The organism is Streptomyces sp. NPDC028305, from assembly GCF_055569495.1.
Window position 1 is genome coordinate 595,205 of record NZ_JBVHTN010000005.1, and the last position, 24,915, is coordinate 620,119.

The 24,915-nt window shown below is 72.6% G+C and carries 22 protein-coding genes; 12 read left to right on the forward strand and 10 right to left on the reverse strand.

The features are described from left to right. Positions 1 to 77: 77 nt before the first annotated feature. The 3 genes from ACZ4WQ_RS23560 to ACZ4WQ_RS23570 all read left to right on the forward strand — a co-directional run bounded on the left by ACZ4WQ_RS23560 (position 78) and on the right by ACZ4WQ_RS23570 (position 4,498). Positions 78 to 1,025 carry a hypothetical protein gene (locus tag ACZ4WQ_RS23560; RefSeq protein ID WP_385350115.1) on the forward strand — a complete coding sequence of 316 codons (948 nt, stop codon included), beginning with the start codon at positions 78 to 80 and terminating at the stop codon, positions 1,023 to 1,025. Between the two features lie 101 nt (positions 1,026 to 1,126). After that, entirely contained in the window at positions 1,127 to 3,673 is a 2,547-nt protein-coding gene (locus tag ACZ4WQ_RS23565; RefSeq protein ID WP_398373868.1) for an ATP-binding SpoIIE family protein phosphatase, read from the forward strand. Between the two features lie 87 nt (positions 3,674 to 3,760). After that, positions 3,761 to 4,498 carry a class I SAM-dependent methyltransferase gene (locus ACZ4WQ_RS23570; RefSeq protein ID WP_385350140.1) on the forward strand — a complete coding sequence of 246 codons (738 nt, stop codon included), beginning with the start codon at positions 3,761 to 3,763 and terminating at the stop codon, positions 4,496 to 4,498. On the opposite strand, the gene ACZ4WQ_RS23575 is transcribed toward ACZ4WQ_RS23570, so the two are convergent. Next, complete coding sequence (locus ACZ4WQ_RS23575; protein WP_398373869.1) at positions 4,476 to 6,149, reverse strand: glycosyltransferase; 1,674 nt, start codon at positions 6,147 to 6,149, stop codon at positions 4,476 to 4,478. The two genes, ACZ4WQ_RS23570 and ACZ4WQ_RS23575, sit on opposite strands and share 23 nt — an antisense overlap. A 129-nt stretch (positions 6,150 to 6,278) precedes the next feature. On the opposite strand from ACZ4WQ_RS23575, the gene ACZ4WQ_RS23580 reads away from it, so the two are divergent. Together ACZ4WQ_RS23580 and ACZ4WQ_RS23585 are read left to right on the forward strand one after the other, a co-directional pair. Further along, positions 6,279 to 6,956 (forward strand): response regulator transcription factor, encoded by a 678-nt coding sequence (locus ACZ4WQ_RS23580; protein ID WP_358844361.1) that lies wholly within the window; start codon positions 6,279 to 6,281, stop codon positions 6,954 to 6,956. Next, entirely contained in the window at positions 6,946 to 8,193 is a 1,248-nt protein-coding gene (locus ACZ4WQ_RS23585) for a sensor histidine kinase (protein WP_398373870.1), read from the forward strand. The genes ACZ4WQ_RS23580 and ACZ4WQ_RS23585 overlap by 11 nt, the downstream gene beginning before the upstream one ends. Positions 8,194 to 8,276: 83 nt before the next feature. On the opposite strand, the gene ACZ4WQ_RS23590 is transcribed toward ACZ4WQ_RS23585, so the two are convergent. Together ACZ4WQ_RS23590 and ACZ4WQ_RS23595 are read right to left on the reverse strand one after the other, a co-directional pair. Then, positions 8,277 to 8,453, reverse strand: a complete 177-nt coding sequence (locus ACZ4WQ_RS23590; protein ID WP_398373871.1) for a DUF397 domain-containing protein — start codon at positions 8,451 to 8,453, stop codon at positions 8,277 to 8,279. Further along, positions 8,450 to 9,271: a helix-turn-helix domain-containing protein gene (locus ACZ4WQ_RS23595; protein ID WP_398373872.1), complete on the reverse strand. Its 822-nt coding sequence runs from the start codon at positions 9,269 to 9,271 to the stop codon at positions 8,450 to 8,452. Before ACZ4WQ_RS23595 ends, ACZ4WQ_RS23590 begins: the two co-directional genes overlap by 4 nt. A gap of 240 nt (positions 9,272 to 9,511) precedes the next feature. On the opposite strand from ACZ4WQ_RS23595, the gene ACZ4WQ_RS23600 reads away from it, so the two are divergent. After that, entirely contained in the window at positions 9,512 to 9,805 is a 294-nt protein-coding gene (locus ACZ4WQ_RS23600) for an ATP-binding protein (protein ID WP_398373873.1), read from the forward strand. 16 nt (positions 9,806 to 9,821) lie between these two features. On the opposite strand, the gene ACZ4WQ_RS23605 is transcribed toward ACZ4WQ_RS23600, so the two are convergent. The 5 genes from ACZ4WQ_RS23605 to ACZ4WQ_RS23625 form a co-directional block, all read right to left on the reverse strand. Beyond that, positions 9,822 to 12,893, reverse strand: coding sequence for a helix-turn-helix transcriptional regulator (locus ACZ4WQ_RS23605; RefSeq protein WP_398373874.1), 3,072 nt, complete (start codon positions 12,891 to 12,893; stop codon positions 9,822 to 9,824). After that, the gene (locus ACZ4WQ_RS23610) at positions 12,890 to 13,048 is read right to left on the reverse strand and encodes a hypothetical protein (protein WP_311728323.1); all 159 of its coding nucleotides are present in this window, start codon (positions 13,046 to 13,048) and stop codon (positions 12,890 to 12,892) included. The genes ACZ4WQ_RS23605 and ACZ4WQ_RS23610 overlap by 4 nt, the downstream gene beginning before the upstream one ends. 157 nt (positions 13,049 to 13,205) lie before the next feature. Then, the gene (locus tag ACZ4WQ_RS23615) at positions 13,206 to 13,559 is read right to left on the reverse strand and encodes a DUF4333 domain-containing protein (protein ID WP_398373876.1); all 354 of its coding nucleotides are present in this window, start codon (positions 13,557 to 13,559) and stop codon (positions 13,206 to 13,208) included. A gap of 171 nt (positions 13,560 to 13,730) precedes the next feature. Further along, positions 13,731 to 14,399 (reverse strand): hypothetical protein, encoded by a 669-nt coding sequence (locus ACZ4WQ_RS23620; RefSeq protein WP_398373877.1) that lies wholly within the window; start codon positions 14,397 to 14,399, stop codon positions 13,731 to 13,733. A 145-nt stretch (positions 14,400 to 14,544) separates the two neighbouring features. After that, on the reverse strand, positions 14,545 to 15,423 hold the full coding sequence (locus tag ACZ4WQ_RS23625) for a hypothetical protein (protein ID WP_398373878.1): 879 nt from the start codon (positions 15,421 to 15,423) through the stop codon (positions 14,545 to 14,547). Between the two features lie 143 nt (positions 15,424 to 15,566). On the opposite strand from ACZ4WQ_RS23625, the gene ACZ4WQ_RS23630 reads away from it, so the two are divergent. The 6 genes from ACZ4WQ_RS23630 to ACZ4WQ_RS23655 all read left to right on the forward strand — a co-directional run bounded on the left by ACZ4WQ_RS23630 (position 15,567) and on the right by ACZ4WQ_RS23655 (position 23,440). Continuing rightward, positions 15,567 to 16,400: a M55 family metallopeptidase gene (locus ACZ4WQ_RS23630; protein WP_398373879.1), complete on the forward strand. Its 834-nt coding sequence runs from the start codon at positions 15,567 to 15,569 to the stop codon at positions 16,398 to 16,400. Continuing rightward, on the forward strand, positions 16,393 to 17,733 hold the full coding sequence (locus ACZ4WQ_RS23635) for a M20/M25/M40 family metallo-hydrolase (protein WP_398373880.1): 1,341 nt from the start codon (positions 16,393 to 16,395) through the stop codon (positions 17,731 to 17,733). The genes ACZ4WQ_RS23630 and ACZ4WQ_RS23635 overlap by 8 nt, the downstream gene beginning before the upstream one ends. Before the next feature lie 127 nt (positions 17,734 to 17,860). Beyond that, positions 17,861 to 19,891 (forward strand): prolyl oligopeptidase family serine peptidase, encoded by a 2,031-nt coding sequence (locus ACZ4WQ_RS23640; RefSeq protein WP_468022423.1) that lies wholly within the window; start codon positions 17,861 to 17,863, stop codon positions 19,889 to 19,891. A gap of 57 nt (positions 19,892 to 19,948) precedes the next feature. Further along, complete coding sequence (locus tag ACZ4WQ_RS23645; protein WP_468022373.1) at positions 19,949 to 20,701, forward strand: 4'-phosphopantetheinyl transferase family protein; 753 nt, start codon at positions 19,949 to 19,951, stop codon at positions 20,699 to 20,701. A 44-nt stretch (positions 20,702 to 20,745) separates the two neighbouring features. Next, the gene (locus ACZ4WQ_RS23650) at positions 20,746 to 21,291 is read left to right on the forward strand and encodes a GNAT family N-acetyltransferase (protein WP_398373882.1); all 546 of its coding nucleotides are present in this window, start codon (positions 20,746 to 20,748) and stop codon (positions 21,289 to 21,291) included. Positions 21,292 to 21,415: 124 nt separating this feature from the next. Further along, complete coding sequence (locus tag ACZ4WQ_RS23655; RefSeq protein WP_361189018.1) at positions 21,416 to 23,440, forward strand: DUF5107 domain-containing protein; 2,025 nt, start codon at positions 21,416 to 21,418, stop codon at positions 23,438 to 23,440. 195 nt (positions 23,441 to 23,635) lie between these two features. Here ACZ4WQ_RS23655 and ACZ4WQ_RS23660 read toward each other — a convergent pair whose 3' ends face one another. Both ACZ4WQ_RS23660 and ACZ4WQ_RS23665 read right to left on the reverse strand, forming a co-directional pair. Continuing rightward, positions 23,636 to 23,986 carry a VOC family protein gene (locus ACZ4WQ_RS23660; RefSeq protein ID WP_311728334.1) on the reverse strand — a complete coding sequence of 117 codons (351 nt, stop codon included), beginning with the start codon at positions 23,984 to 23,986 and terminating at the stop codon, positions 23,636 to 23,638. A gap of 33 nt (positions 23,987 to 24,019) precedes the next feature. After that, positions 24,020 to 24,835: a class I SAM-dependent methyltransferase gene (locus tag ACZ4WQ_RS23665; protein WP_311728336.1), complete on the reverse strand. Its 816-nt coding sequence runs from the start codon at positions 24,833 to 24,835 to the stop codon at positions 24,020 to 24,022. Positions 24,836 to 24,915 lie beyond the last annotated feature (80 nt).

Genomic DNA, 24,915 nt, shown 5'->3' on the forward strand with positions numbered 1-24,915 from the left:
AGTTCGCCTCCGTGCCCTAGACTTCCCGGCCATCGGCGAGAACGCGTCGTCGAAGACATGGGCGAGGAGGAGTTGGCATGGCAACGGGGGGATGGGGTCCGCCGAACGGCCCCGGGCAGGGAAACAACCGCTGGGGACCACAGCCCCCGGCACCCGATCCGTACGCGCCGCCGCCGACGCCCGATCCGTACGGACCGCCGCCGCCGAACCCCTATGGTCCGCCGCCCCCGCCGCCCGGGCCCTACCGGCCGGCGCCCACGGGCCGGCGCTGGTACCGGCGGGTGCCCTTCCTCTCCTTCCTCATCCCCCTGTTCCGCCTCTCGCAACGGCCCGCGCGGCGACTGTTCGACCAGGACGGCGGCGGGCGCGTGCACGACCCCGTGGTCGACCGCGTCCAGATCGCCCGCACGGCGCTCGGCGTCCTCGCGACGGTCGCGCTCTACTACCTGTACGGGGAGGACGGCGACCTGGAGGACCAGGCAAGCGAAAGCGCCGGCCAGCTCATCCTGACCCCCGTCCTGCTCATCATCGTCGTACCGGTGGTGATCGCCCTCTTCATCCGCTACGCGCCCGCGGAGCGGCGGCGGTTGCTGCGCTCGCGGCTCGGCGTCCCGCTCAAGACCGTCGGCTTGTACGTCCTGACCGTGGCCGTCATCGCCGGCCTGTCGTACGTGATCTTGAAAACCCCGGTGCTGCACGACCTGCACGGGGTATGGCTGTTCGTGGCCGCCGTCCCGGCGCTCTGGTTCCTGCTGTGGCTGCTGCCGTTCGCCGTCCTCGCCTCGGCCTACATCGCCCGCTCCGCCTTCAACACCGCCTATGTGCACGCCGCGCTGCCCGCCGTGATCACCGTGGTGATGGTGTGGATCATCGCCGTCCTGAACGCGACCGGGGGCGGCATGCCGGGCGGGCCGCTGTGGGCCCAGTTCTGTGCCCTGTTCGGCGGCCCCCTGTCGGTGACCGCGATCTCCCTGTGGGAGCTGCGCCGACTGCGCACGCGCCACGGCGTGACCATACGCGGCTGAGACAACCCCCTATTCGGGTATTGGGGCGCGCGGCGGCCCGCGGCGGTCGTACCGTGGGTAGCGGTGGCGCAGATCTTGCCTGGTTAAGGAGTCTTCCGGCGATGGACCGTGGCACGTCGCACGGCGACGATGAGCTGGGCGGGGTGCCCCGGGTGCCGGCGCAGCGGGGCGGCAGCGGCGGGCCCGGGCGGATGCCGCTCGCGGTGGTGGTCATCGACGTCGACGGGCTGGTGACGCACTGGAGTTCGGGTGCGCGTCGGCTTTTCGGGCGCAGCCGTGAGGAGGCCATGGGCTGCCGGGCCGTCGATCTGATGCCGGTCTCGGGCGCGCTGGGCGGCGAGGAATGGCGATACGAGGAGGGCGGGCACGAGCACGGGCGCGGGCCCGATCTGGACGCCGCGCCGGCCGGGGCGCCGCCGTATCCCACGGCCGGGCGGGCCCGGATGGCCGATCAGGCGCATGGCCAGGTCGATGTGTTGTGGTGGGCGTATCCGCTGGTCGGGTCGGGGCCGGAGCGGCTGCTGGTGCTCGCGGCGGACGCCTCGGGGCTGGCCGAGGCGGAGCGCGCGACCGGCGGGGAGCGGGAGCGGTTCTCGCCCGGCTTCGCGCTGCACACCGAGTTCCCCGGCGCGGACCGGCTCGCCGGGCGGCTGCCGGACATCCTGCCCAACATGGGCCCGGCCAGGGCCGGCCGGATCGTCGCGCAGATCCTCGAACTCGGCTATCCGGTGCTGGAGATCAGCAGGAACGAGCGGGTGCCGGTGACCCCGGACTGGGGCATGCCCCGCTACCGGGAGCGGCAGGCCCGGCAGGAGGCCGCACGGCGAGCCGCGTCCGCCGGGGCCGGGACCGGCGGCGGGGCAGGGGGCGCGCAGGGAGCGCCGAGCGCCCCCGGAGTGCCGTACGCACCTGAGGACATCGACCTCGAATACGCCGCCGTCCGCGAGCGCCTGGAATTCCTCAACGAGGTCAGCGGGCGCATCGGCAGCTCGCTCGACCTCGCGCGCACCATCCGCGAGGTCACCAGCGCCGCCGTGCCCCGCTTCGCCGACTTCGCCGGCACCCATCTCCGCGCCCAGGTGCTGGCCGGCGAGGGATTCCCCGACGGCCCGCCCGACGTCACCACCATCTGGCACCGGGTGTGGGTCGAGCACAACGACGAACCGGGCCGCTGGGACGACACCGTGCCGGTCGGGGAGGCCATCGCGTTTCCCGAACACACGCCGTTCTTCCAGTGCATGGTCACCGGCGAGCCCGTGCTGATCCCGTACATCGACGACGCGCTGGGCGACCGGATCTCCGGGGAGTTCGAGAAGCGCGACCTGCGGCCGCTGATCAACGGGCGGTCGCTGCTGATCGTGCCGCTCAAGGCGCGCGATGTGGTGCTGGGCTTCATGGTGCTGATGCGCCGCGCGGGGCGGGAGCGGTTCCACGACATGGACCGCACGACCGGCGCCGAACTCGCCGCCCGCGCGGGCCTGGTGCTCGACAACTCCCGCATGTACACGTACCAGGAGAACGTCGCCGAGACGCTCCAGGACAGCATGCTGCCCCAGGTCACCCCGCGCATGGCCGGATGCGACACGGCCACCCGCTATCTGCCCGGCACCCGGCTCGGCCGGGTCGGCGGCGACTGGTTCGACTGCGTCAAGCTGTCCGGCTCGCGCACCGCCCTCGTCGTCGGCGACGTCATGGGACACGGCCTGAACTCGGCCGCGATGATGGGCCAGTTACGGATCGCCGTACAGACCATGGCGGCCCTCGACCTGCCGCCCGCGCAGCTCATGCGCGGCCTCGACGACCTGGCGCAGCGGCTCGGCGAGCACTACCTGGCCACCTGCCTCTACGCGGTCTACGACCCCATCCGCTCCGAGCTGCTGATCTCCAACGCGGGCCATATCCCGCCCGTGCTGGTGCGCGCCGAGGACGGCCGCAGCGAGCTGCTCGACCTGCCGACCGGAGCGCCCATCGGGGTCGGCGGGGTGCCCTTCGAGACCGCCCGGATACGCGTGTCGCCCGGCGACCGCCTGGTGCTGTGCACGGACGGCCTGGTGGAGGTGCGCGGCCAGGACATAGGCGACGGGCTCGCCGCGCTGTGCGAGTCCGCCGCACACCCGGCGGCGTCCATGGACGACGCCTGCGACACCATCATCCGCGCCCTCAACACCCGCGGCGGCCGCAAGGACGACGTGGCGCTGCTGATGGCCCGGCTCAACGGCATCCCGGCCGCCGACGTGGCCCAGTGGCGGCTCGCGCTGGAGCCGCGCGAAGTGGGCCGGGCGCGGCGGCTGGTGGGGGAGCGGCTGCTCCAATGGGGGCTCCCGGAGGCCGTGGAGACCGCGCAACTGCTGGTCAGCGAGGTCGTCACCAACGCGATCCGGCACGCCCACACCCACCATGTCGTGCTGCGCCTGGTCCGTACGGACGCGCTGCTGTGGGAGGTCTTCGACGACGACCACGAGCTGCCGGTGCTGCTGAGCGCGGGCCGCAACGACGAGACGGGGCGCGGGCTGCGGGTGGTCGACGCGCTGGCGCGGGAGTGGGGCGGCAGCCGGTCGGCCGACGGCAAGACGGTCTGGTTCGAACAGACACTTCCCCGCCCGGAGCGCGCGGCGCGCGGGTCGCGCGGGGGCGCGAATATCGCGTGAAGGAACGCGCCCGGCTCTTGTCCACGGCTGGTGAGCGGCGATAGTCACCTTGATCGTATGGGTGGCCTCTACTCCGGGGAGCGGCGGATGAGCGTGTCGGAGCGCTACAGGCAGGCGTGGGAGAGCTACTGGCAGAACACCTCGGACGCGCCGGGGGAGGCCATCTGGGACGCCGACCCGTCACTGTCCGCGGCCCCGCACCTCGAACTGCTCGCCCCGCACGCGGACACCGGGCTGCCGATCGCCGACCTCGGCTGCGGCAACGGCACCCAGACCCGCTATCTGGCCTCCCACTTCCCCCGCGCCATCGGCGTCGACCTCTCCCAGGCGGCCATCGAACACGCGCGGCGCGCCGACACGGAGAAGGTGGCCGAGTACGAGCAGCTCAACCTGACCGACGCGGCGCGCGTACGGGAACTCCACGAGCGGCTCGGCGACACCAACGTCTATATGCGCGCCGTCATCCACCAGAGCGACCCTCCGGACCGGCGGCCCGTCGCGGAGGCGGTGGCCACCCTGCTGGGACGGCACGGGCGGGCCTTCGTCGCCGAGCTGACCGAGGAGTCCAAGACCGTACTGCGCGAGGCCGCACAGGACCCCGGCGGCCCGCCGCCCAAACTCCGCCGGGTGTTCGACCACGGCCTGCGGCCCGCCGACGCGCGGACCGTGGAGGTGCCGGAGCTGTTGCGCGAGGCGGGGCTGACGGTGCTGGACCACGGGCTCACCACCCTGCCGCAGACCGAGTACCGCGCCGACGGGACGCGGATCGACCTCCCGGCCCAGTGGTTCGTGGTCGCCGCGCTCAACTCCTCGCGCCCAGCGTGATGACCGTGGCCGTGCCGAGGGAGCCTTCGGTGGGGATCGTCCGGGTCGTGGTGGCACGCCCGTCGATGAGACGGCGCAGGGACGCGGGACCGGGCTGCAACCGGCCCCGTTCGAAGAGGACCAGGCTCACCTCGACCCCGGAGGGCGGCGTCATCCGCCGGTACTGTCCGTAGGTGACCGCATCGCAGCCGGAGTACCAGCCGAGGTCGGGCTCGTAGCCGGTGACCAGCAGGCAGGGCCGGTCACCACCGGCGAGCTGCCGTGCCACGGCGAGGGTCGACACGCGTTGGGCGGTCGGGCCCGGCATCGCGTCGTGCGCCACGTACTGCGCGGTGGCGGGCACGGTGACGGCGGCCAGCGCGGCGACGGCGGTGAGCACGGTCGCGGACCAGCGCCCGGCGGCCTCGGCGAGGGTCTGCACACCGAGCACGGTCAGCAGCACGACGGGCAGATAGACGAAGCGGGGCTCGCCGTCCGTGGCCACGCCCAGCACGACGAAGGTGAGGACCGCGGTCATGCCCAGAAACACGTGGCGGCGGTCGTCACGGCGGCGGCGCCTGATCGCGGCGCCCAGCCCCCACAGCCCCGCGGCCATGACGACGCCGCCGAGGTCACCGGCCAGCCGGTACGGGAAAATGGACAGGTAGTACACGAGACCGTCGCCCACATACGCCCGGCCCGCGTGCTCGGTCGCGGAGAAGATCAGGCCGAGGGGGCCGCCGGTGACCTCGGTGGCGTAGACGAAGTGCGGTATCAGCCCGGCGAGGAAGATACCCGCGCACAGGGCCAGCCGGCGGCCCTGCGCCAGCCAGGCCCGGGGCCCGTAGGCCAGGACGGCGGCGGCGACGACGGCCGCGAGGGTGCCCACCACGCCGTACCGCAGATAGAAGGCCGCGAGCGCCGGGAGGGGCACGGCGAGCAGTGCCCGTGAACCGGGCTTCTCCTGCGCGCGGACCAGCAGATACACCACGATCAGGAGCAGGCCCGTGGCGCCGATGTCATTGAGGAACAGCGGCACGCGGCGCAGGAAGCCCAGCCCGCTGAGCAGCAGAAGCGTCACCACCACGGCCCGGCGGGGAGTGGTCAGCCGGGCCGCGACCAGATAGGTCGTGGTCAGCGTGAACAGGGTCAGCAGCAGCGCGACCACCCGCAGCGCCCCCACGTCGTCGTGCACGGCCAGGGCGATCCGGCCGAGGGCGGGAAGCCCCACCGGGCGGTAGGTGCCCCAGCCCGCGTCCGGGGTGCCGTCGTCAAGCCAGGAGCGGGCCTTGTTGCCGTACACCGCCTCCTCGTGGCCGATCAGCGGCTCGTGGTCCTGAAGCGCGGCCCACGCGGCGGCGGCCATGGCCAGCACCCCGGCGACCCACGCCCACGCGGGTATTCGCCGCAGCCGTTCCACGGCCTGGACGGCCACGGGCGGCGGGTCGGGCACCGTTCGCAGGCCCCTCACGGCGAGCAGCCACGCCGGGGCGGCGACCAGCAGGAAGGGCCACGGCTGCCCACCGACGACCCCCACCGCGTGCAGCACCTGCTGTACGACGGCGGCGAGCGTCGTCACGACGGCCACCACCAGAGCCACCCGTTGGCCGCGCGGCGCTCTTTCCGGGGCGCCGTGGACCGGATCGGGGATGAGCAGGGGGGCGGTGGGCACGGGTCACCTCAAGGGCCGGAGGGCAGGCGGGGAACGGGCCCGATGCTCACCCGGAGCCGCTGAGACGACGCTGAAGGATCCTGAAGACCTCTTCAGGGACGTCGGGGAACGGCTGTGGATACTTAGGCGATGCGGCTACTGGTGGTGGAAGACGAGGAAGGGCTCGCGGTCGCCCTGAAGAGAGGCCTGGAAGCGGCCGGATACGCGGTGGACGTGGCCCACGACGGCCTGGTCGGCCTGCACATGGCGCGCCAGAACCCGTACCAGGCGATCGTGCTCGACATCATGCTGCCCGGCCTGAACGGATACCGGGTCTGCGCCAGGCTCCGGGCGGAGGACATCGAGACGCCCATCCTGATGCTGACCGCCAAGAACGGCGAGTACGACGAGGCCGAGGCGCTGGACACCGGCGCCGACGACTTCCTCGCCAAGCCCTTCTCGTACGTGGTGCTCGAAGCCCGGCTGCGCGCCCTGCTCCGCCGCGGCGGCGCCCGGACCCGCACGGTGCTGCGCATCGGCGACCTGTGGATCGACCCGGCGGGCCGGTCCAGCGGCCGTGGCGATGTCCAGTTCAGGCTGACCGCCAAGGAGTTCGCGGTGCTCGAATGCCTCGCCCGGCGGGCCGGTGAAGTCGTGCCCAAGATAGACATCGTCGATCAGGTCTGGTCGGCGGACTTCGAAGGCGATCTGAACATCGTCGAGGTGTACGTGAGCGCCCTGCGCCGAAAGATCGACACGCCTTTCGGCCGCGCGTCGATCGAGACGGTCCGGGGCATCGGCTACCGGATGACCGGCCATGCCGCCTGAAGCGCGCAAGTCGAACACCATCCGGGTCGGGCTCACCGCGGCCTGGCTGCTCATCGCGGGCGCCGTGTTTCTCCCGTACGCGGCTGTCGTGGAGCGGCTGCGGCAGCCTGAGGTCGGGGCCCCGGCCATCATGCTGCTCGCCGGAGCCACGGTGTGGGCGTTCTCGCGCTCCGTCCGACGGACGCTGTCCCTGCGTCTGCGCTTCGCGCTCGTGGTCGGCGCCGGTACGGCCCTCCTCTTCGTCGGCGAACTCTGGTGGTCGTACCAGACCGGCGGATCCGCGTTCGGCTACCTGCCCAGCCTCGGCTGGCGCCTGGCGTACTGGGCGCCCCTCGTCGTCGTGATCCTCGCCGCCACCGCGTGGATCGCCGCGCACCGCGCGCTGCGCCCCGTCGAGGCCATCCGCCGCGAACTGGAGGACATCACGGCCCGGTCGCTGGGCCGCCGAGTGCCGGTCTCGACCTCGGCCTCGGCCGACGAGATCGCCCGGCTCGCGCGCACCATCAACACGACCCTGGACCGGCTGGAGCGGTCGGCCGAACTCCAGCAGCGGTTCATCGCCGACGCCTCCCACGAGCTGCGCAGCCCGCTCGCCGGGCTGCGGGCCTCCCTCGAATCGTCACTGACGCACCCGGAAGGCGTCGACTGGGAGAGCCGCGTACGCGACGCCCTCCGGGACATCGTGCGGCTCCAGAACCTCAGCCACGACCTGCTGCTCCTGGCCCAACTCGACGGCGGCGCGCCCATCGCCGACACGAAGGTGAACCTCACCGACCTCGCCCACGACCTGGCCGTGGAACACCGCCATCTGCCCCATGCCCGCCCCCTCGACATCCGCTGCACCGCCGACGACCCACCCGCCTGGGTCCGCGGCAGCGACGTCCAGCTCGAACGGCTGCTGCGCAACCTGCTCGGCAACGCCTGCCGCTACGCGCACACCTCGGTGGAGGTCACGGTGCGGAGTGAGCACCACGGGGACGGGGCCACCGTCGTGTTCGAGGTCCGCGACGACGGCCCCGGCATCCCCGTGGCGGGCCGGGAACGGGTCTTCAAGCGCTTCAGCCGCCTGGAGGACGCCCGCACGCGAAAGTCCGGCGGAGCCGGGCTGGGCCTGGCCATCGCCCGTGAGATCGCCGCCCGCCACGGTGGCACGCTGCACTTCGCGGACACGGTGTCCGGGGCGTGTGCGGTGGGACGACTGCCGTCGGCGACGGCTGCGGGTGGTGGCTCGTCTTGACGCCTGCGGCGGGCTCCTCCCCCACCCCGCCCGTTCCCGAACTGGGGCTCCGCCCCAGACCCCGGGGTCTGGGGCGGCGGCCCCTAGCGGGTGGCGAAGGCGAGGAAGTCCGACCAGGCGTCGGCGGGTATGTGGAGGTTCGGCCCGTCCGGGATCTTTGAGTCGCGGACGTGGACGGTGGCGGGGGTGGTGGCCACCTCGACGCAGTCACCCCCGCTGGAGTCGCTGTAGCTGCTCTTGAACCATACGAGTCTGCTCATCGCCCACCCATCAACTGCTCGATGAAGCTTACGGATTCGTCCGGCCCGAGGGCCTGGGACCTGATCATGGCATAGCGGCGAGTAAGAACACCTACCTCGTCCGCCTTTGACACCAGGATGCTCTTGCCCTGGCCTTCCAGATAGACGAGCGGTGTCTCATCCGGGGTGTCGATCAGCTTCATCGGGCCCAGCAGCCCGGCGTGTCCGGCTCGGCTCATCGGCATGACCTGGATGACGACGTTGGGCCGCGCCGCGCAGTCGATGAGGTAGTCGTACTGCGAGCCCATGACCTCTGGTCCACCGATCAGTCGGCGCAGCGCTGCCTCTTCGAGGATGACGTTGACCACTGCTGCTGGTTTGCGGTCGAGGAGCGCCTTGCGGTCCATGCGGGCCGCAACCAGCAGATCGACCTCTTCCTCGGCAAACGGAGGAAATCCACAGCTCAGCACCTCCCGTGCGTACTGCGTTGTCTGCAGAAGCCCATCAATCAGCTGCGGGCAGTACGACGACACACTCAGTGCCTCCTGCTCCAGCTGCACGAAGCCCTGGAAGTGCACCGGATACCGCTCCAACCGCAAGAACGCGATCGCCGAGCGCAGCAACCCACCCGCGTCCAGTGCTTTCTCGGCCGCTTCGACGAACTCATCCGTCGGCGGCTTCGCACACGTCTCCACCGCGCTCACTGCTGACCCTGTGTAGTTCATCAGCTCGCCCAGCTGCTCCTGCGTCAACCCCGCGGCCTCGCGCAGAATCCGCAGCACAGCTGCGAAGTACCTCATGGTCGGCGGCGCGGAGTCCTTCTTCTTGGGCATTGCCATCCCAACCACCCCCTCAACGCGGCTAAACGCTGATCAACGTCCGTTCGAGCGGAGTTGGCGCCAGCCGCGGTCGACGTTCTGTTACTGGTCACGCTAGCGACGTGCACTGACAGTGGGGGCATGAACGCACAAAGTCACGGCGTGATTCCGCTTCATGGCTGGAAGCAGAGGTTTACGCCCGTCCCGCTCTCTGTCCATCACGCTCGCCAAACGGCCGCGGCCGTTCTCTGCGTGTGGAGGGTGGAGCCGGGCTCCGCGCAGGTCGCGCTGCTCGTCCTCTCCGAACTGGCGGCCAACGCGGTGCGGCATGGCCGCGTACCGGGGAGGTACTACGAGGTACGTATCGCCTACGACGCCGAGAAGCTCATCGGCATCGAGGTGACCGACCCCGGCGATGGGCTGCCGGTCCTCGCCGATGCGGTGCCGGACGCCGAGTCCGGGCGCGGGCTGGCGATCGTGGCTGCGTTCGCCGAGGCGTGGGGCGTGCGGGAGCGGGTGGTCGGGAAGACCGTCTGGGCTCGGGTCCGTCTCTAAGGTGCGTCCTGTGCGGCTACTCGAAGGCCCCCAGCCGGTGCGCGATGGCCGCGGCCTCCCCTCGGCCTGAAGCGCCCAGCTTCGCCAGGATGTTGGAGACATGCACGCTCGCTGTCTTCGGCGAGATGAACAGCTCCTCCGCGATCTGCCGGTTGCTCCGCCCGGCGGCGACCAGCCGCAGCACGTCCCGCTCCCGGGCGGTCAGGCCCAGCGCCGCCGCCGGCGTCGGGGGCGGGGCCGTCTCCCCGTCGGTCTGCCGCAGCGGGATCCGGGCGCGGCCGGCCAGCGTGGTGATCTCCGTCTCGAGTGGCGCCGCGCCCAGCTCGCGCGCCACCGCCTCGGCCTGCCGCAGCAGCTCACCGGCCGTTTGGCGGGACCCGTCGCCGCCCTGGGAGACCAGGGCCTCCGCGAGTCGCAACCGGGCAGTGGCCAGCAGGGGCGGGGACTCCAGCTGCTCGGCGGCGGCCACAGCCCGCGTCCAGTGGGCGGTGGCGTCCCGGCCCTCGGCGGTGAGCAGCTCGGCCTGGATCATCAGGGCCTGCGCGACCCACAGCGGTGCGAAATCGGGCTGGCCCTGCATCGCCTTGCGGATCCGCTCCACCGCCGCCGCACGCCCCGGCTCGGCCACCGCGAGTGCACGGGCCCGCGCCTCCGCCGCCGCGGCCTCGTACAGCAGCGGCCAGCCGTAGCGTTGATGGCCGGGCGGGATGGCCTCGCCGACCGCCGTATCCAGCAGGGAGCGGACATCGAGGATCCGGCCGTCGGCGGCCGCCAGCGCGATGGCCACGCGGCTCACGGCCAGGGTGTGCTGCGGCTCCGGGTAGGGGCCGGTGTTGCTGCTTTCGGACTCCTCCAGTCGACGCCGAGTCTCGTCGTACGCGCCCCGGACCAGGGCGAGTTCGGCCCTCCGCTCGGCGATCAGCGCCCGGATGCGGACGCTCACCCCGCGGCGGCCGAGTGCTCGATCGAGCGCTTCGTCGGCGTCGGCCCAGCGGCCGAGCTGGATGAGGGATTCGGCGAGGTTGGCGTCGATGTACGAGGCGGTGTCCGGCAGCCCGTGCCGATCGGCGAGCCCGCTGCCCCGCTCGGCGGTCTCGACGGCCTCGGCGTAGCGGCCGATGCCGTGCAGGGCCGTGGACAGGTTGCCGTGGCCGCGCAGCAGGACGATGGCGTTGCCCGGCTCCAGACCGCGGGCGCACACGGCGCGGGCCTGCTCGAGCCCGGTCTCGACGTCGCCCGAGTGGATGGTGAGCCAGGCCAGGGTGAGCTGCGCGGTAAGGCCGGTGATCTCCGCGCCCGTCGCCCGACAGAGCTCCACCGCCTGCTGCGCGGTCTCTATCACCGTCGTCGTCGGCTGGTGCACGGCGTACCAGTGCGCCGCCAGCGTCAGCGCTTTGGCGTGGACGAAGGACGGCGGCTGGTCCTGCATCAGTTTCCGGGCGTGGGTGATCTCGTCCCAGCCGTCGGAACGGGCGAGGTCGCGCACCAACTGGTAGCGCTCGAGCCAGAACCAGGCCGCTCGCAGAGGCTCACCCTCCAGCTTGCGCAGCGCCCGCTTGCAGAGGGCGAGCGCTCGCTCCTGCTCTCCCGCGAGGCGCGCGGCGACGGTGATCGCGGCGAGCAGGTCCAGGAAGTCCCCGGGTGCGTCCGGGGAGATGGCCATGTACAGGCCGTCCTCGACGCCTTGCCGCATCGCCTGGCGGCGCAGCTCCTCGGGGGTGTCGTCCCACAGCTCCAGCGCCCGCTCCAGCAGATGGTGCTGCTCGGCGAACGCGTGGCGGCCGCGGGCAGCGGCCGCCGCGGCGATCACGGCGGGCAGCGCCCTGGCGGGGTCGCGGGCGTCGAACCAGTAGCCGGCCAGCCGCCCGGCCCGCTCCTCGGGCCGTACGAGCGTGGGGTCGGCCTCCAGCGCCTCGGCGTAGCGGCGGCTGAGCCGGGAGCGCTCGCTGGGCAGCAGGTCGCCGGCCACGGCCTCGCGCATCAGGGCGTGCCGGAAGCGGAAGGACTCGCCCTCCTCGGAGGGCTGGAGGACGGCGGCGCCCACGGCGGTACGCAGGGTCTCGATCAGCTCGTCCTCGGCGAGGCGCGTGACGGTGGCCAGCAGCCGGAATTCCACCTCGGAGCCGCCCTCGGCGGCGATCCGCACCACGCGCTGCACCTCGTCCGGCAGCGCCTCGACCCGGACCAGCAAGAGGTCGCGAAGGGAGTCGCTGATGCCGCCCGGCGAGCCTTCGAGGATGCTACAGGCCAGCTCCTCGACGAAGAACGCGTTGCCCTCGGAGCGGTCGAAGACCCGGTCCAGCACCTGCTCTGGCGGGGCCTCGCCACGGATGGCGGCGAGCTGGCGGCGGACCTCGGTGCGCTCGAAGCGGGGCAGTTCGAGGCGGGTGACGGTGCGCAGCCGCTCGTACTCGGCGAGAGCGGGGCGCAGCGGGTGGCGGCGGTGCAGGTCGTCGGCGCGGTAGGTGGCGACGATGAGCAGGCGGCTGTGGGTGAGGGCGCGCAGCAGGTAGCTGAGCAGCTCGCGGGTGGAGCGGTCGGCCCAGTGCAGGTCCTCCAGGGCCAGCACGAGGGTCCGGTTCGCGGCGAGGTGCTCGAGGAGGCGGACGGTGAGTTCGAAGAGCCGGGCGCGGCCCTCGGTTTCGGGGCGTCCCCGGTCCATCTCGCCGAGCTCGGGCAGCAGCCGGGCCAGCTCGCCTTCCTGGCCGGCGATGGCGGCGTCGAGCTCCGCGCCGAGCCGGCGGCGCAGGGAGCGCAGGGCGGTCGAGACGGGGTGGTAGGGCAGGGCGTCGGCCCCGGTTTCCACGCAGCCGCCCAGGGCGACGACGGCCCCGTCCGCGACGGCCCGGCCGAGGAACTCCTGTATCAGCCGGGTCTTGCCGACGCCGGCCTCGCCGCCCACGAAGAGGGCCCGGGGCTCCCCGGCGTCCGCCCGGGACAGGGCCTCGCCGAGGGCGGCGAGTTCGGCGCCGCGGCCTACGAAGACGGGGCTTATGTGACTGCTGTGCACGGTGCCGAGCATCGCATGGCGTACGAGGTGAGGGACAGGGGTCTCGGCGTCGGCGGGGGCCGGCGGCGGGCGTTTCACGCGTGTCGTGAGCGTAGGAAGTAGCGCTTGCGGCTGTCTGAGGTGGTACGGACCGCCGCCCTCGCGTCCCGCTCGGCCTCGCGGACCAGGCGGCGCTGCGCGGCGCGGGCCAGGACGGCGGCCTGGCGGGCGGCCTGGAACTCGTGGTGCAACATGCGGTCTCCTTGGACGAGCTGGTCTCTTGCTGTGCTTCCAGCGTCGTGTCCAAGGTGGGGGCGCCACATGGGGAGGCTTGCGCATCTTGCCGCCCAGGGGGTGCCTTAGGCCTGGGGCCAAGGAGACCTTAGGAGTTCCAGGCCTTGGGGTGGTGGGTCAGCTCGGGGCCGGGGTGGGCGTGTTGTCGGCCTTGACGTCGAAGTTGATTTTGTTTCCGTCGACGCCGGTCACCGTGACCGTGACGCCCAGGGTGCTGCCGTCGTCCGCGGTGAGCTTGCACCGGGTGGTGGTGTCGACCTTGCCCTCGAGGGCGTCGGGGCAGGTGATGTCCGGCTTGGCCTGGCCGGTCGTGGCGGCGAGCTTTTCGGCGACTGTGGTGGCGAGCTTGTCCGCGGACAGTTTCGGCGTGGACTTTTCGACGCTGACCGACGCCGAGCAGCCGACGAGCAGCGCGCCGGCGGCTACGGCCGTGAGGAGCGACGTTGTTGCGGACAACCGGATGAGGGGCATGGGGGGAACTCCGGTCTGGGTGATCATGACAAGAAGACACGGGAAGCATAGTTGGCAGGAATGATCCGGGCGTGTTCGGGGTGCGGGTGGGACCGAGGGCGTCTCGCGCCGGCGCGTGGGGTGCGCGGGAGGCCTCGCCCCGAGGCGTGACCTCCACCGCACCCCCCTATCTCAGTCGCGGAAATCTACGACCGGCACGATCTTGTCGACCAATTCGGACCAGAGAGCCGCGAGCACGTCCGTGTCATGACGAGACAGCTCTCGGTGGTCGCCGGACTTCGTGAAATAAGCCGCCCCCAGTTCCCGCTCGAACGTTGCCAGCGGTGACTCGGGAGCGAGCGCATCCGCCGCTTCGGCGAGCCCCGCGTATTCGGCGAGTTCGCGGGCCACATGGTGGGTCTGCATGAGCTCCAGGACCTTGTCGAGCGGCGGATGGAACAAAATCGGTGGGACGTCGAAGAGTTGTTGCGCACCGTCGAGGTCCACCATGGAAGCGCGTGCGCCGAACATCTGGGCAATGTTGTCGAGTCGGCAGACCTCCAACTGCTCATGCCTGATATAGGTGAGCCCGATGTCCGCCACCAGCGGGACTTCCTCCCAGTCGGGTGGTTCCCAGTCCGGCGTGCCGACCAGGTCGTGCGGCTCTTCGCTGCGCAGGAAGGCGACGAGGTTGGCCGTTGACCGGAACGCGAAGACGGCCCTGTCCCGGCCGAGGAACACCGGTTCTCGGTGGTGCTCGTCATCGCGGTAGCGGCGCAAGGTGTAGCCCGTAGCTGCTGGGGTGCTGATCTCGACCGGCGCGGCGTCCAGGTACGCGAACAGCGGGTACGGATGTGCCACGTGACGGACTTCCTGGGAGGGCCTTGATTCGATGCTCGACAGCCTGACATTAGCTTGTTCGTCACCGGCCGAGGCAGTCGACAATGTCAACGCCGAAGCGGAGAAACTGGAAGCGATCAAGGCTGGTACCTGACGCCTGATGTCCTCAAAGACAGAAGATCAGGGACGGCAACGCCTCGTCGACCCAGTCCCAGAAGGGGTCGCCGGGCCGCTCGGAGGTGCCGTTGAGGCCCGACAGCGCGACCCGGGGGGTGCCGTCGGCGTCGCGGTCGGCCATGTCCAGGAAGTAGGCCTCAGCAGCGGAGTCGCATGTGCAAAACCGTATCCAGCGGTCGAACTCGCCGTTCACCGCACGGACGAAGTCGTCAGTCTCGTCGTAGTCGTCGGGGTCCTCGTCCTCGTAGTTCGCGAGGGTCGAGGCGCCGAGCGTCGTGGTGAAGCGGTCGAGGCGCAGATCGAAGTCGAAGGAGGTGAGGGAGGCGTGGACCGCGGCCAGGTCCCGGACGGCCGCGGGGAGCGGTTCGTCCAGCGTGGGGACGACGTCCGTCGGACCGAAGCGGGTCGGGGCTGTGCCCCACAGCACCTCCAGGGACTCGTACCGCGACCTCAAGGGCAGGTCCGCCAGGTCGCGCGGCGGATCCCCCGAGCGGTCGGCGAGATACAGGTACGCGAGCAGGTACTCGCCCTTCACGGCGACCAGCGCCAGCCCGAGCACTTCCGCGCGCAGCGCCGCGAGGAAACGAGGGCAGGATCCGGCGACGGGTGCCCAGAGGTGCGCCATGGCCTCGGTGAGGCCGGCGCCGACCGGTACGTCCCATGGGGAGTCCGCGGCGAACGGGACGTCGCCGTCGCCGCCCAGCAACAGGAGCCCGCGCAACTCGGCCGCCTCGATCGACCCCGGCTGTTCACCGCGCCGTAGCAGCTTCGCCAGTGCAGCGCTGCACCGCAGTAACCGTTCGATGGCGTGCGGGTCACGGTTGGCGAGAGCGGCCCGCCACAAGTCCTCGGTCTCCTCCATGTTCATGATCGCGACACTAGCGTGCGCGGAAGGCGGCCTTTCATGCCTGGGCCACCTGCGGGCCGACACCGCGGCCGAGCCGTGCCGAACCGGGGCCATCTTGGGGCATAGTCAAGTGGATACGTGACCTGGGAGGAGCGGGGACAGTCTTGAAGATCCTCATCAGTGCCGACATGGAAGGTGCCACGGGCGTGACCTGGCCCGCGGATGTGCTGCCCGGCACGCCACAGTGGGAGCGGTGCCGCCATCTGTTCACCTCGGACGTGAGCGCGGCGGTCACCGGGTTCTTCGACGGGGGCGCGGACGAGGTGCTGATCAACGAGGCGCACTGGTCCATGCGCAATCTGCTGCTGGAGGAGCTGGACGAGCGGGCCGCCATGCTGACGGGCAAGCACAAGAGCCTGAGCATGGTGGAGGGCGTGCAGCACGGGGACGTGGACGGGATCGCGTTCGTCGGCTATCACACCGGCGCCGGGACCGAGGGCGTCCTCGCGCACACCTATCTCGCCAACTCCATCACCGGCGTGTGGGTGGACGGCGTGCCCGCGAGCGAGGGGCGGCTGAACTCACTGGTGGTCGCCGAGTACGGGGTGCCCGTGGTGCTGGTCACCGGGGACGACCGGACCTGCGAGGACGCCAAGGGGTACGCGCCCGCGGCGCGGTCGGTCGCGGTCAAGGACTACGTCTCGCGGTACGCGGCGGTGTGCCGTACCCCGGCCCGTACGGCGGCGGACATCCGGGCGGCGGCCCGGGAAGCGGCCCCGCTGGCGGTGCGGCATGAGCCCGTCCAGGCCGGGCCGTTCACGGTGGAGCTGGAGTTCGACGCGGAGCACCTGGTGGGGGCGGCCACCGCCGTGCCGGGGGTGGAGCACAGCGGGGTGCGGCGGGTGGCGTACACCTCGCCGGACATGTACGAGGGCATCCGCTGCTTCAAGGCGGTCACCACGCTCGTCTCGGCCGCCGTGGAGGAGCAGTATGGCTGAGCCGGCGCCGGTCGAGGCGATCGACGATTGGGCGCTGGAGGAGGTGGTGCGGTTCACCTCCGAGCTGATCCGCATCGACACCACCAACCGCGGCGGCGGCGACTGCACCGAGCGCCCCGCCGCCGAGTACGTCGCGGAGCGGCTGGGCGAGGTGGACATCGACGCCACGCTGCTGGAGCGCGACCGGGGGCGGACGAACGTCGTCGCGCGGATCGAGGGCACCGATCCGTCCGCCCCCGCGCTGCTGGTCCACGGCCATCTGGACGTGGTGCCCGCCGAGCCCGCCGACTGGAGCGTGCACCCCTTCTCGGGGGAGGTCCGCGACGGCGTGGTGTGGGGCCGGGGCGCCATCGACATGAAGAACATGGACGCGATGGTGCTCGCGGCCGTCCGCGCCTGGGCCCGCGCGGGCGTACGGCCGCGCCGCGACATCGTGCTGGCCTTCACGGCCGACGAGGAGGACAGCGCGGAGCCGGGCTCCGGCTTTCTCGCCGACGAGCACCCCGAGTTCTTCGAAGGCTGCACGGAGGGAATCAGCGAATCCGGCGCCTTCACCTTCCACGCGGGGAACGGGACGCGGCTGTACCCCATCGCGGCGGGGGAGCGCGGCACGGCCTGGCTCAAGCTGACCGCCCGGGGCCGGGCGGGGCACGGCTCGAAGGTCAACCGCGACAACGCGGTCAGCCGGCTGGCCGCCGCCGTGGCGCGGATCGGCGAGCACCGCTGGCCGGTGCGGCTGACGCCGACCGTGAAGGCCGCGCTGACCGAGATCGCGCCGCTGCGCGGGCTCAAGGCCGACGTGGACGCGCCCGACTTCGACGTCGACGCGCTGCTCGCCGAGCTGGGGCCCGCCGCGGCCCTGCTCGAGCCGACCGTGCGCAACAGCGCCAACCCGACCGTCCTGGAGGCCGGTTACAAGGTCAACGTCATCCCCGGCAGCGCCACGGCGTACGTGGACGGCCGGATCCTGCCGGGCGGCGAGGAGGAGTTCCACGCCACCCTCGACCGGCTCACCGGGCCTGACGTCGACTGGGAGTTCCACCACCGCTCGCCTGCCCTCCAGGCCCCGGTCGACGGCCCGGCCTTCGCGGCCATGCGGGCGGCGCTCGAACACTTCGACCCGGACGGACACGCGGTGCCGTACTGCATGTCCGGCGGCACGGACGCCAAGCAGTTCTCCCGGCTCGGCATCGTCGGATACGGCTTCTCGCCGCTGCGGCTGCCCGAGGGCTTCGACTACCAGGCGCTCTTCCACGGCGTGGACGAGCGGGTGCCGGTGGACGCCCTGCACTTCGGCGTCCGGGTGCTCGACCACTTCCTGCGGCGAGCGTAAGGGGGGACTTGTGGTGAGTATGAGACGGCGACACGCCGAAGCGACGGCGTGTCGCTGTCTCAAACTCACCACAAAATCAATGGGATTGGGGTTGGGCGACGGAATGGATGACGCGATGGGTGACAGCATGGTGGCCACGACTCCGTACGGCGCCTGGCGGTCCCCGATCGACGCCGCGCTCGCCGCCTCGCACGACGGCCACCCGGAGTACGTGGGCACGGTCGGCGACGAGGTGTGGTGGACCGCGCCGCGCCCTGCCGAGGGCGGCCGTCGCACGCTGATGCGGCGCCGGCCCGGCGCCGCCGAGGTCAGCGCGCTGCCCGCGCCGTGGAACGTGCGCAGCAGGGTCATGGAGTACGGCGGCCTGCCGTGGGCCGCTGTGCCCCGCCCGGCGGGCGGCCCGCTCGTCGTCTTCGCGCACCACGCCGACCAGCGGCTGTACGCGTACGAGCCGGACGACCCCACCGGCGCCCCGCCGCGCCCGCTGACCCCGGCCTCGGACCTCGGCGGCGGGCTGCGCTGGGCGGATCTGCGGCTGCACGCCGACCGCGGCGGACTGGGCGAAGTGTGGGGCGTGCTGGAGGAGTTCACCGGCGAGGGGCCGACCGACGTACGCCGCGTGATCGCGGCGGTGCCGCTTGACGGCTCGGCCGCCGACGACCGTACGGCGGTGCGCGAGCTGTCCGACGACCGCCACCGCTTCGTCACCGGGCCCCAGCTCTCCCCGGACGGGCGTCGGGTGGCCTGGATCGCCTGGGACCACCCGCAGATGCCGTGGGACGGCACCGTCGTGATGGTGGCGGACGTGACGGAGGACGGCCGCTTCCACGGCACGCGCCCGGTGGTGGGGGAGACCGACGAGTCGGTGGTGCAGGTCGAGTGGGACGCCGACGGCACGCTGCTGTTCGTCTCCGACCTCAGCGGCTGGTGGCAGCTGGAGCGCATCGACCCCGACGCGACGGGCAATGGCGTCATCGCGAGCACCGGGCTGTGCCCCCGCCAGGAGGAGTTCGGCGGACCGCTGTGGAAGCTCGGCCTGCGCTGGTTCGCGCCGCTGCCCGGCGGGCTGATCGCCGTCGTGCACGGCCGGGGCGCCGCCCGGCTCGGCATCCTCGACCCGCGCACCGGCGAGCTGGCCGACGCGCCGGGCCCGTGGACCGAGTGGGACGCGACGCTCGCCGTGGACGGCAGCCGGGTCGTCGGCGTCGCCGCGAGCCCGCACAGCTCGCACGAGGTGGTCGAGCTGGACACCCGCACCGGCTACGCCCGGGTCATCGGCGCGGCGCACACCGACCCCGTCGACCCGGCGTACTACCCGCGCCCGGAGGCCCGCACCTTCACCGGGCCGGACGGCCGGGACATCCACGCCCACATCTATCCGCCGCACAACCCCGGCCACACCGCGCCCGAGGGCGAGGCGCCGCCGTATGTGGTCTGGGCCCACGGCGGGCCGACCGACCGCGCCCCGCTCGTGCTCGACCTGGAGATCGCGTACTTCACCTCGCGCGGGATCGGCGTCGCCGAGGTCAACTACGGCGGCTCGACGGGCTACGGCCGCGCCTACCGGGACCGGCTGTGCGAGCAGTGGGGCGTGGTGGACGTCGAGGACTGCGCGGCCGTCGCCGAGGCGCTGGCCGAGGAGGGCAGCGCCGACCGGGCCCGGCTCGCGATCCGGGGCGGCAGCGCGGGCGGCTGGACCGCGGCCGCCTCGCTGACCTCCAAGACCACCGCCGGGCTGTACGCGTGCGGCACGGTCAAATACCCGGTCCTCGACCCCATGGACTGGGCCGGCGAAGGGACGCACGACTTCGAGTCCCGCTACCTGGAGTCCCTGATCGGGCCGCTCGCCGAGGTCCCCGACCGCTACCGCGACCGCTCGCTGACCGGCCGCGCCGACCGCGTCAGCGTCCCCTTCCTGCTGCTCCAGGGCCTGGACGACCCGGTCTGCCCGCCCGCGCAGTGCGAGCGCTTCCTGGCGGCGGTCGCCGGGCGCGGCGTCCCGCACGCGTATCTCGCCTTCGAGGGCGAGGGCCATGGCTTCCGCCGGGCGGACACCATGATCCGCGCCGTTGAGGCCGAACTCGGCCTGTACGCACGCGCGTTCGGTCTGAACCCGCCCGGCATTCCGACCCTGGAGCTGACTGACCGAACCTCGTAGGGTGATCCGCGTAGTCGTGATCCGAGCCCGACTCACCGACCCACCTGGAGGAGCGAGTTGACACCCCCGAGGGCATCGCACGTCGTCGGCCGTGATCCGCTGCCCGCCGCCGTGGCCGGTGCGTGGCCGCCCGGCGGGCCCGAGACCTGGCTGCTCAGCGTCTCCCGGTACATGGCCGCGATGGACCAGGGCGCGCCCGGCAAGATCCTCGACGCCGAGGAGCGTGAGCGCGCCGCGAAGTTCGTGCGGACCGAGGACCAGCACCGGTACACCGCGGCGCACCTGGGCCTGCGGGAGCTGCTGGGCGCCTATCTGGACATCGAGCCCGCGGCCGTGCCGTTCACCCGGGAGGACTGCCCCGGCTGCGGCGGGCCCCACGGCCGCCCCGCGGTCGTCGGCACGCCGCTGCACTTCAACCTGTCGCACGCCGGTGACCTGGTGCTGTTCGCCTTCGCGGGCTCGCCGATCGGCGCCGACGTGGAGAAGACGCAGCCGGTGTCGGTCGTGGACCAGGTCGCCCAGAGCCTGCACCCGACCGAGCGCGCCGAGCTGGCCGAGCTCCCCACCCTCGACCGCCCCGCCGCCTTCGCGCGCTGCTGGACGCGCAAGGAGGCGTATCTCAAGGGCATCGGCACGGGGCTGTCCCAGGACCCCGCGATCGCTTACGTCGGCACGGGCGAGCGGCCGGTGCCGGTCGGCCCCTGGACGCTGGCCGACCTGCCCGCCGACCAGCTCGCGGCGGCCGCGGCCGACTCCGACGGGGGCCCCGGGTACGCCGCGGCGTACGCGCTGCTGGAGAAGGCCCCCTAGGGTTTGCCGGACGGGCGGCGGTACGACCGGCTTACGATGGGCGGATGCCCGACTCGCCCTACGTAGCCATGGGACCCCGCGTGGCCATCCGCCACACCGAGCGGAACGACCGCGCGGAGTTCACCCGGCTCTCCCGCACCAGCGCCGCCCTCCACCACCCGTGGCTGACTGCGCCCTCCACCGACGAGGCCTTCGACATCTTCATGACGAAGCTGGAGCGGGACGACCACGAGGGGTTCCTGGTCTGCCTGCCCGAGACCGGGGCGATCGCCGGGTTCATCAACGTCAACAGCATCGTCCGCGGCGCCTACCAGGGCGGCACCATCGGCTACGGGGCGTTCGCGCCCCACTCCGGACACGGCTATGTCTCCGAAGGGCTCGGGCTCGTGCTGGCCTACGCCTTCGGGCCGCTGGGGCTGCACCGCATCGAGGTCAACATCCAGCCCGGCAACGAGGCGTCGCTGGCGCTGGTGAAGCGGTACGGCTTCCGGCTGGAGGGGTTCTCGCCCGACTACCTCTACATCGAGGGCGCGTGGCGCGACCACGAGCGCTACGCCATCACCAGCGACATGTTTGAGGCCCAGGGCTGATGTCGTGGGTGGCTGAGGCCCTGTTGGGCTGACGCTCTGGTCAGTGGGGCCGCGCCGTTGTTCCATGGTCATCGGACGGTCGCCGCAGCCGGGGCGACCCTAGGCAGTCGGAGTGAGGCAGCCCGTGGCCACGACCGTGCGACGTACCACCCTGACCCTTCCCACCGCCCCGCTCGGGCCCGAGAACCCCCTGCCCGCGCTGCGGCTCCCGCGCGAGGTGCACCGCATCGACGAGCACACGCGCGCCACGCTGCCCGCGGAGATGGCCCGCCAGACCGCGTACGAGCCGCTGCGCTCGGTGCTGCCGGTGCGGCTGCGCGACGGGTACGGGCGCGGGCGGGCGCCTGCCGGGCTGGACGCCCTCGTCATCGAGAACGACCGGCTGCGGGCCACCGTGCTGCCCGGCCTCGGCGGCCGGGTGTACTCCCTCCACCACAAGCCGACCGGCCGTGAACTCCTCTACCGCAACCCCGTGATGCAGCCCGCCGACTTCGCGCTCAACGGCGCGTGGTTCTCCGGCGGCATCGAGTGGAACATCGGCGCCACCGGCCACACCACCCTGGCCTGCGCCCCGCTGCACGCCGCCCGCGTCCCGGCGCCCGACGGGGGCGAGATGGTGCGGCTGTGGGAGTGGGAGCGGCTGCGCGACCTGCCCTTCCAGGTCGATCTGTGGCTGCCGAACGACTCCGACTTCCTGTACGTGGGCGTGCGGATCCGCAATCCGCACCACCGGACCGCGCCCGTCTACTGGTGGTCCAACATCGCCGTCCCGGAGGGCGAGGACACCCGCGTGCTCGCGCCCGCCGACGCCGCCTGGCACTTCGGCTACAGCCGCACCCTGCGCCATGTCCCGGTCCCCGAGTGGGACGGCACCGACCGTACGTACCCGCTGCACGGCGCCTACCCCGCCGACTACTTCTACGACCTGCCCGAGGACGCGCGCCCCTGGATCGCCTCGCTCGACGGGACGGGCCACGGCCTCGTCCAGACCTCCACCGACGGGCTGCGCGGCCGCAAGCTCTTCCTGTGGGGCGCGGGGCCCGGCGGGCGGCGCTGGCAGCGGTGGCTGACCGAGCCCGGCACCGCGGGCTACGCCGAGATCCAGGCCGGGCTCGCCCGCACCCAGCTGGAGCATGTGCCGCTGGAGGCGGGCGAGGAGTTCGCCTGGCTTGAGGCGTACGGACCGCTGGCCGCCGACCCGGCGGCGGTCCACGGCGAGGACTGGGCGGCGGCCCGGCGGGAGGTCGAGACCCGGCTGGAGTCGGCCGCGCCGCGCGCCGCCGTGGTGGCGGCCTTCGCCGCGTGGCGCCCGTACGCCGACGCCGAACCCGGGGAGCGGCTGGCCGCCGGCTCCGGCTGGGGCGCGCTGGAGGCGGAGCGCGGCGGCTACCGGCTGCCCGGCACCCCCTTCGACCCGGACACGCTGGGCGAGCCCCAGGAGCCCTGGCGCGGGCTGCTGCGCACGGGCGCGTTCCCGGCCTGGGAGGCGGGCAAGTCACCGGCCGACCCCGGTTGTTCCCTGGTCTCCCCGGCCTGGCGCGACCTCCTGGAGGCGGCGCCCTCCACGGCCGCCGCCGAGTACCACCTGGGCGTGGCCCAGTGGCACGCGGGCGACCGGGCGCAGGCCACCCGCAGCTGGGAGCGGTCGCTGCGGTGTATGGAGACGCCGTGGGCGCTGCGCTGCCTGGCCGTGGCGGACACGGACGCCGGTCACCCGGCGCGCGCGGCGGACCGGCTGCTGCGGGCGATGGATCTGGCCCTGGGTGCGGACGGGGTCGAGGCGGCGGTCGAGGTCGCGCTCGGGCGCGAGACGGTGGTCGCGCTGCTCGCGGCGGGGCGCGCCGAGGAGGCGCACACGCTGCTCTGGGCTCTGCGCCCGGCCCTGCGCGAGCTGGGCCGGTTCCGGCTGCTGATGGCGCAGGTGCTGCTGGCCCGGGGCGACGCCGGGGCCGCCCGCGCGGTCTTCGACGAGGGCTTCGAGGTGGCGGATCTGCGCGAGGGCGACGAGACGCTGAGCGACACGTGGTACGCGATCGCCGAGCGGCTGGTCGCGGGCGACGGCGCGCCGGTGACCGACGACGTACGGGAGCGGGCGCGCGCCGAGCACCCGCTCCCGGAGCGGTACGAGTTCCGGATGCGGCCCGCGTAACCGCCGCCGTCGGGCGGCTGGGCCCTGTCCGGCGGATCTTGACGCCTGCGGCGGGCCCTCCCCCACCCAGCCCCTTCCCGAGACTGGGGCTCCGCCCCAGACCCCGGGGTCCAGGGGCGAAGCTCCTGCCACGCGGCGGAGCCGCACATCGAGACTGCGGGAAGGGGCGGGGTGGGGAGGGCCCGCCGGACACCTCTAGCCCGGGTTCCGGTCGACGTACTCGAAGACCGAGCCGTCGGGGTGACGGGCCACCAGGTTGCGGCCGATCGGGGTGGGCAGCGGACCGGCGATGATCTCCGCGCCCACCGCCTTCAGATCGGCCACCGCCTCGTCCACGTCCTTCACCGCGAGCGTCGCCGTGACCTTGCTGAGGATGGACAGCTCCGCCTCGGGACCGCTCATCAGGAAGAAGCAGCCGACGGCCGCGACCGAGACGGCCCCGCGCTGGAAGCGGAGCGCCTCTGCGCCCGTCAGTCGTTCGTACACGGCGATCGCCGCGTCCAGATCATTGACGCACACCCGTAGCGAGGTCCCGAGAATGTCCATGCGGGCGAGCCTAGTTGACCGCCCGCGCGGGCGTCATACGCGGCAGACGAGCTCGCCGTGCAGCACGGTGAACCAGCCGTCCTGCTGCTCGCCCCACTCCCGCCACGCGTCCGCGATCCGCCGCAGCTCGTCCTCCGTGGCGTGGCCGCCCTCCACCGCCCGCTGGGCGTATGACGAGGCGGTGGTGCGGTCCGCCCACAGGCCGCTCCACCACGCCCGCTCGTCGGCCGTGGCGTAACACCAGGTCCCGGCGGTCGCGGTGATGTCGGTGAAGCCCGCCCGGCGGGCCCAGGACAGCAGCCTGCGGCCGGCGTCCGGCTCGCCGCCGTTGGCCCGCGCCACCCGCTGGTACAGCCCGGCCCAGTCGTCCAGGCCGGGGACGGCCGGGTACCAGGTCATGGCGGAGTAGTCGGAGTCGCGCACCGCCACCATGCCGCCCGGCTTGCACACCCGGCGCATCTCGCGCAGCGCGGCCACCGGGTCGCCCAGGTGCTGGAGCACCTGGTGGGCGTGGACGACGCAGAACGAGTCGTCGGGGTAGTCCAGCTGGTAGACGTCGCCGACCGCGAAGTGGACATTGGACACGCCGCGCTCCGCGGCCGTCGACCGGGCCTGCTCCAGGACCCCGGCGTCCGCGTCCACGCCGATGACCTCGCCCTGGGGGACCAGCTCGGCCAGGTCGGCGGTGATGGTGCCGGGGCCGCAGCCGATGTCCAGGATCCGCATGTGCGGCTTGAGTCGGCCGGTCAGATACGCGGCGGAGTTGGCCGCGGTGCGCCAGGTGTGCGAGCGCAGCACGGACTCGTGGTGTCCGTGCGTGTAGACGGCGGTGGCGGAGTTCTCGGGCATGGCTCGGCTCCCCTTCGAGACGACCGGATGGGCTCGTCGCCACCGTACGCCGCCATCTCGCATCGCGAGAGTGGCGTCTC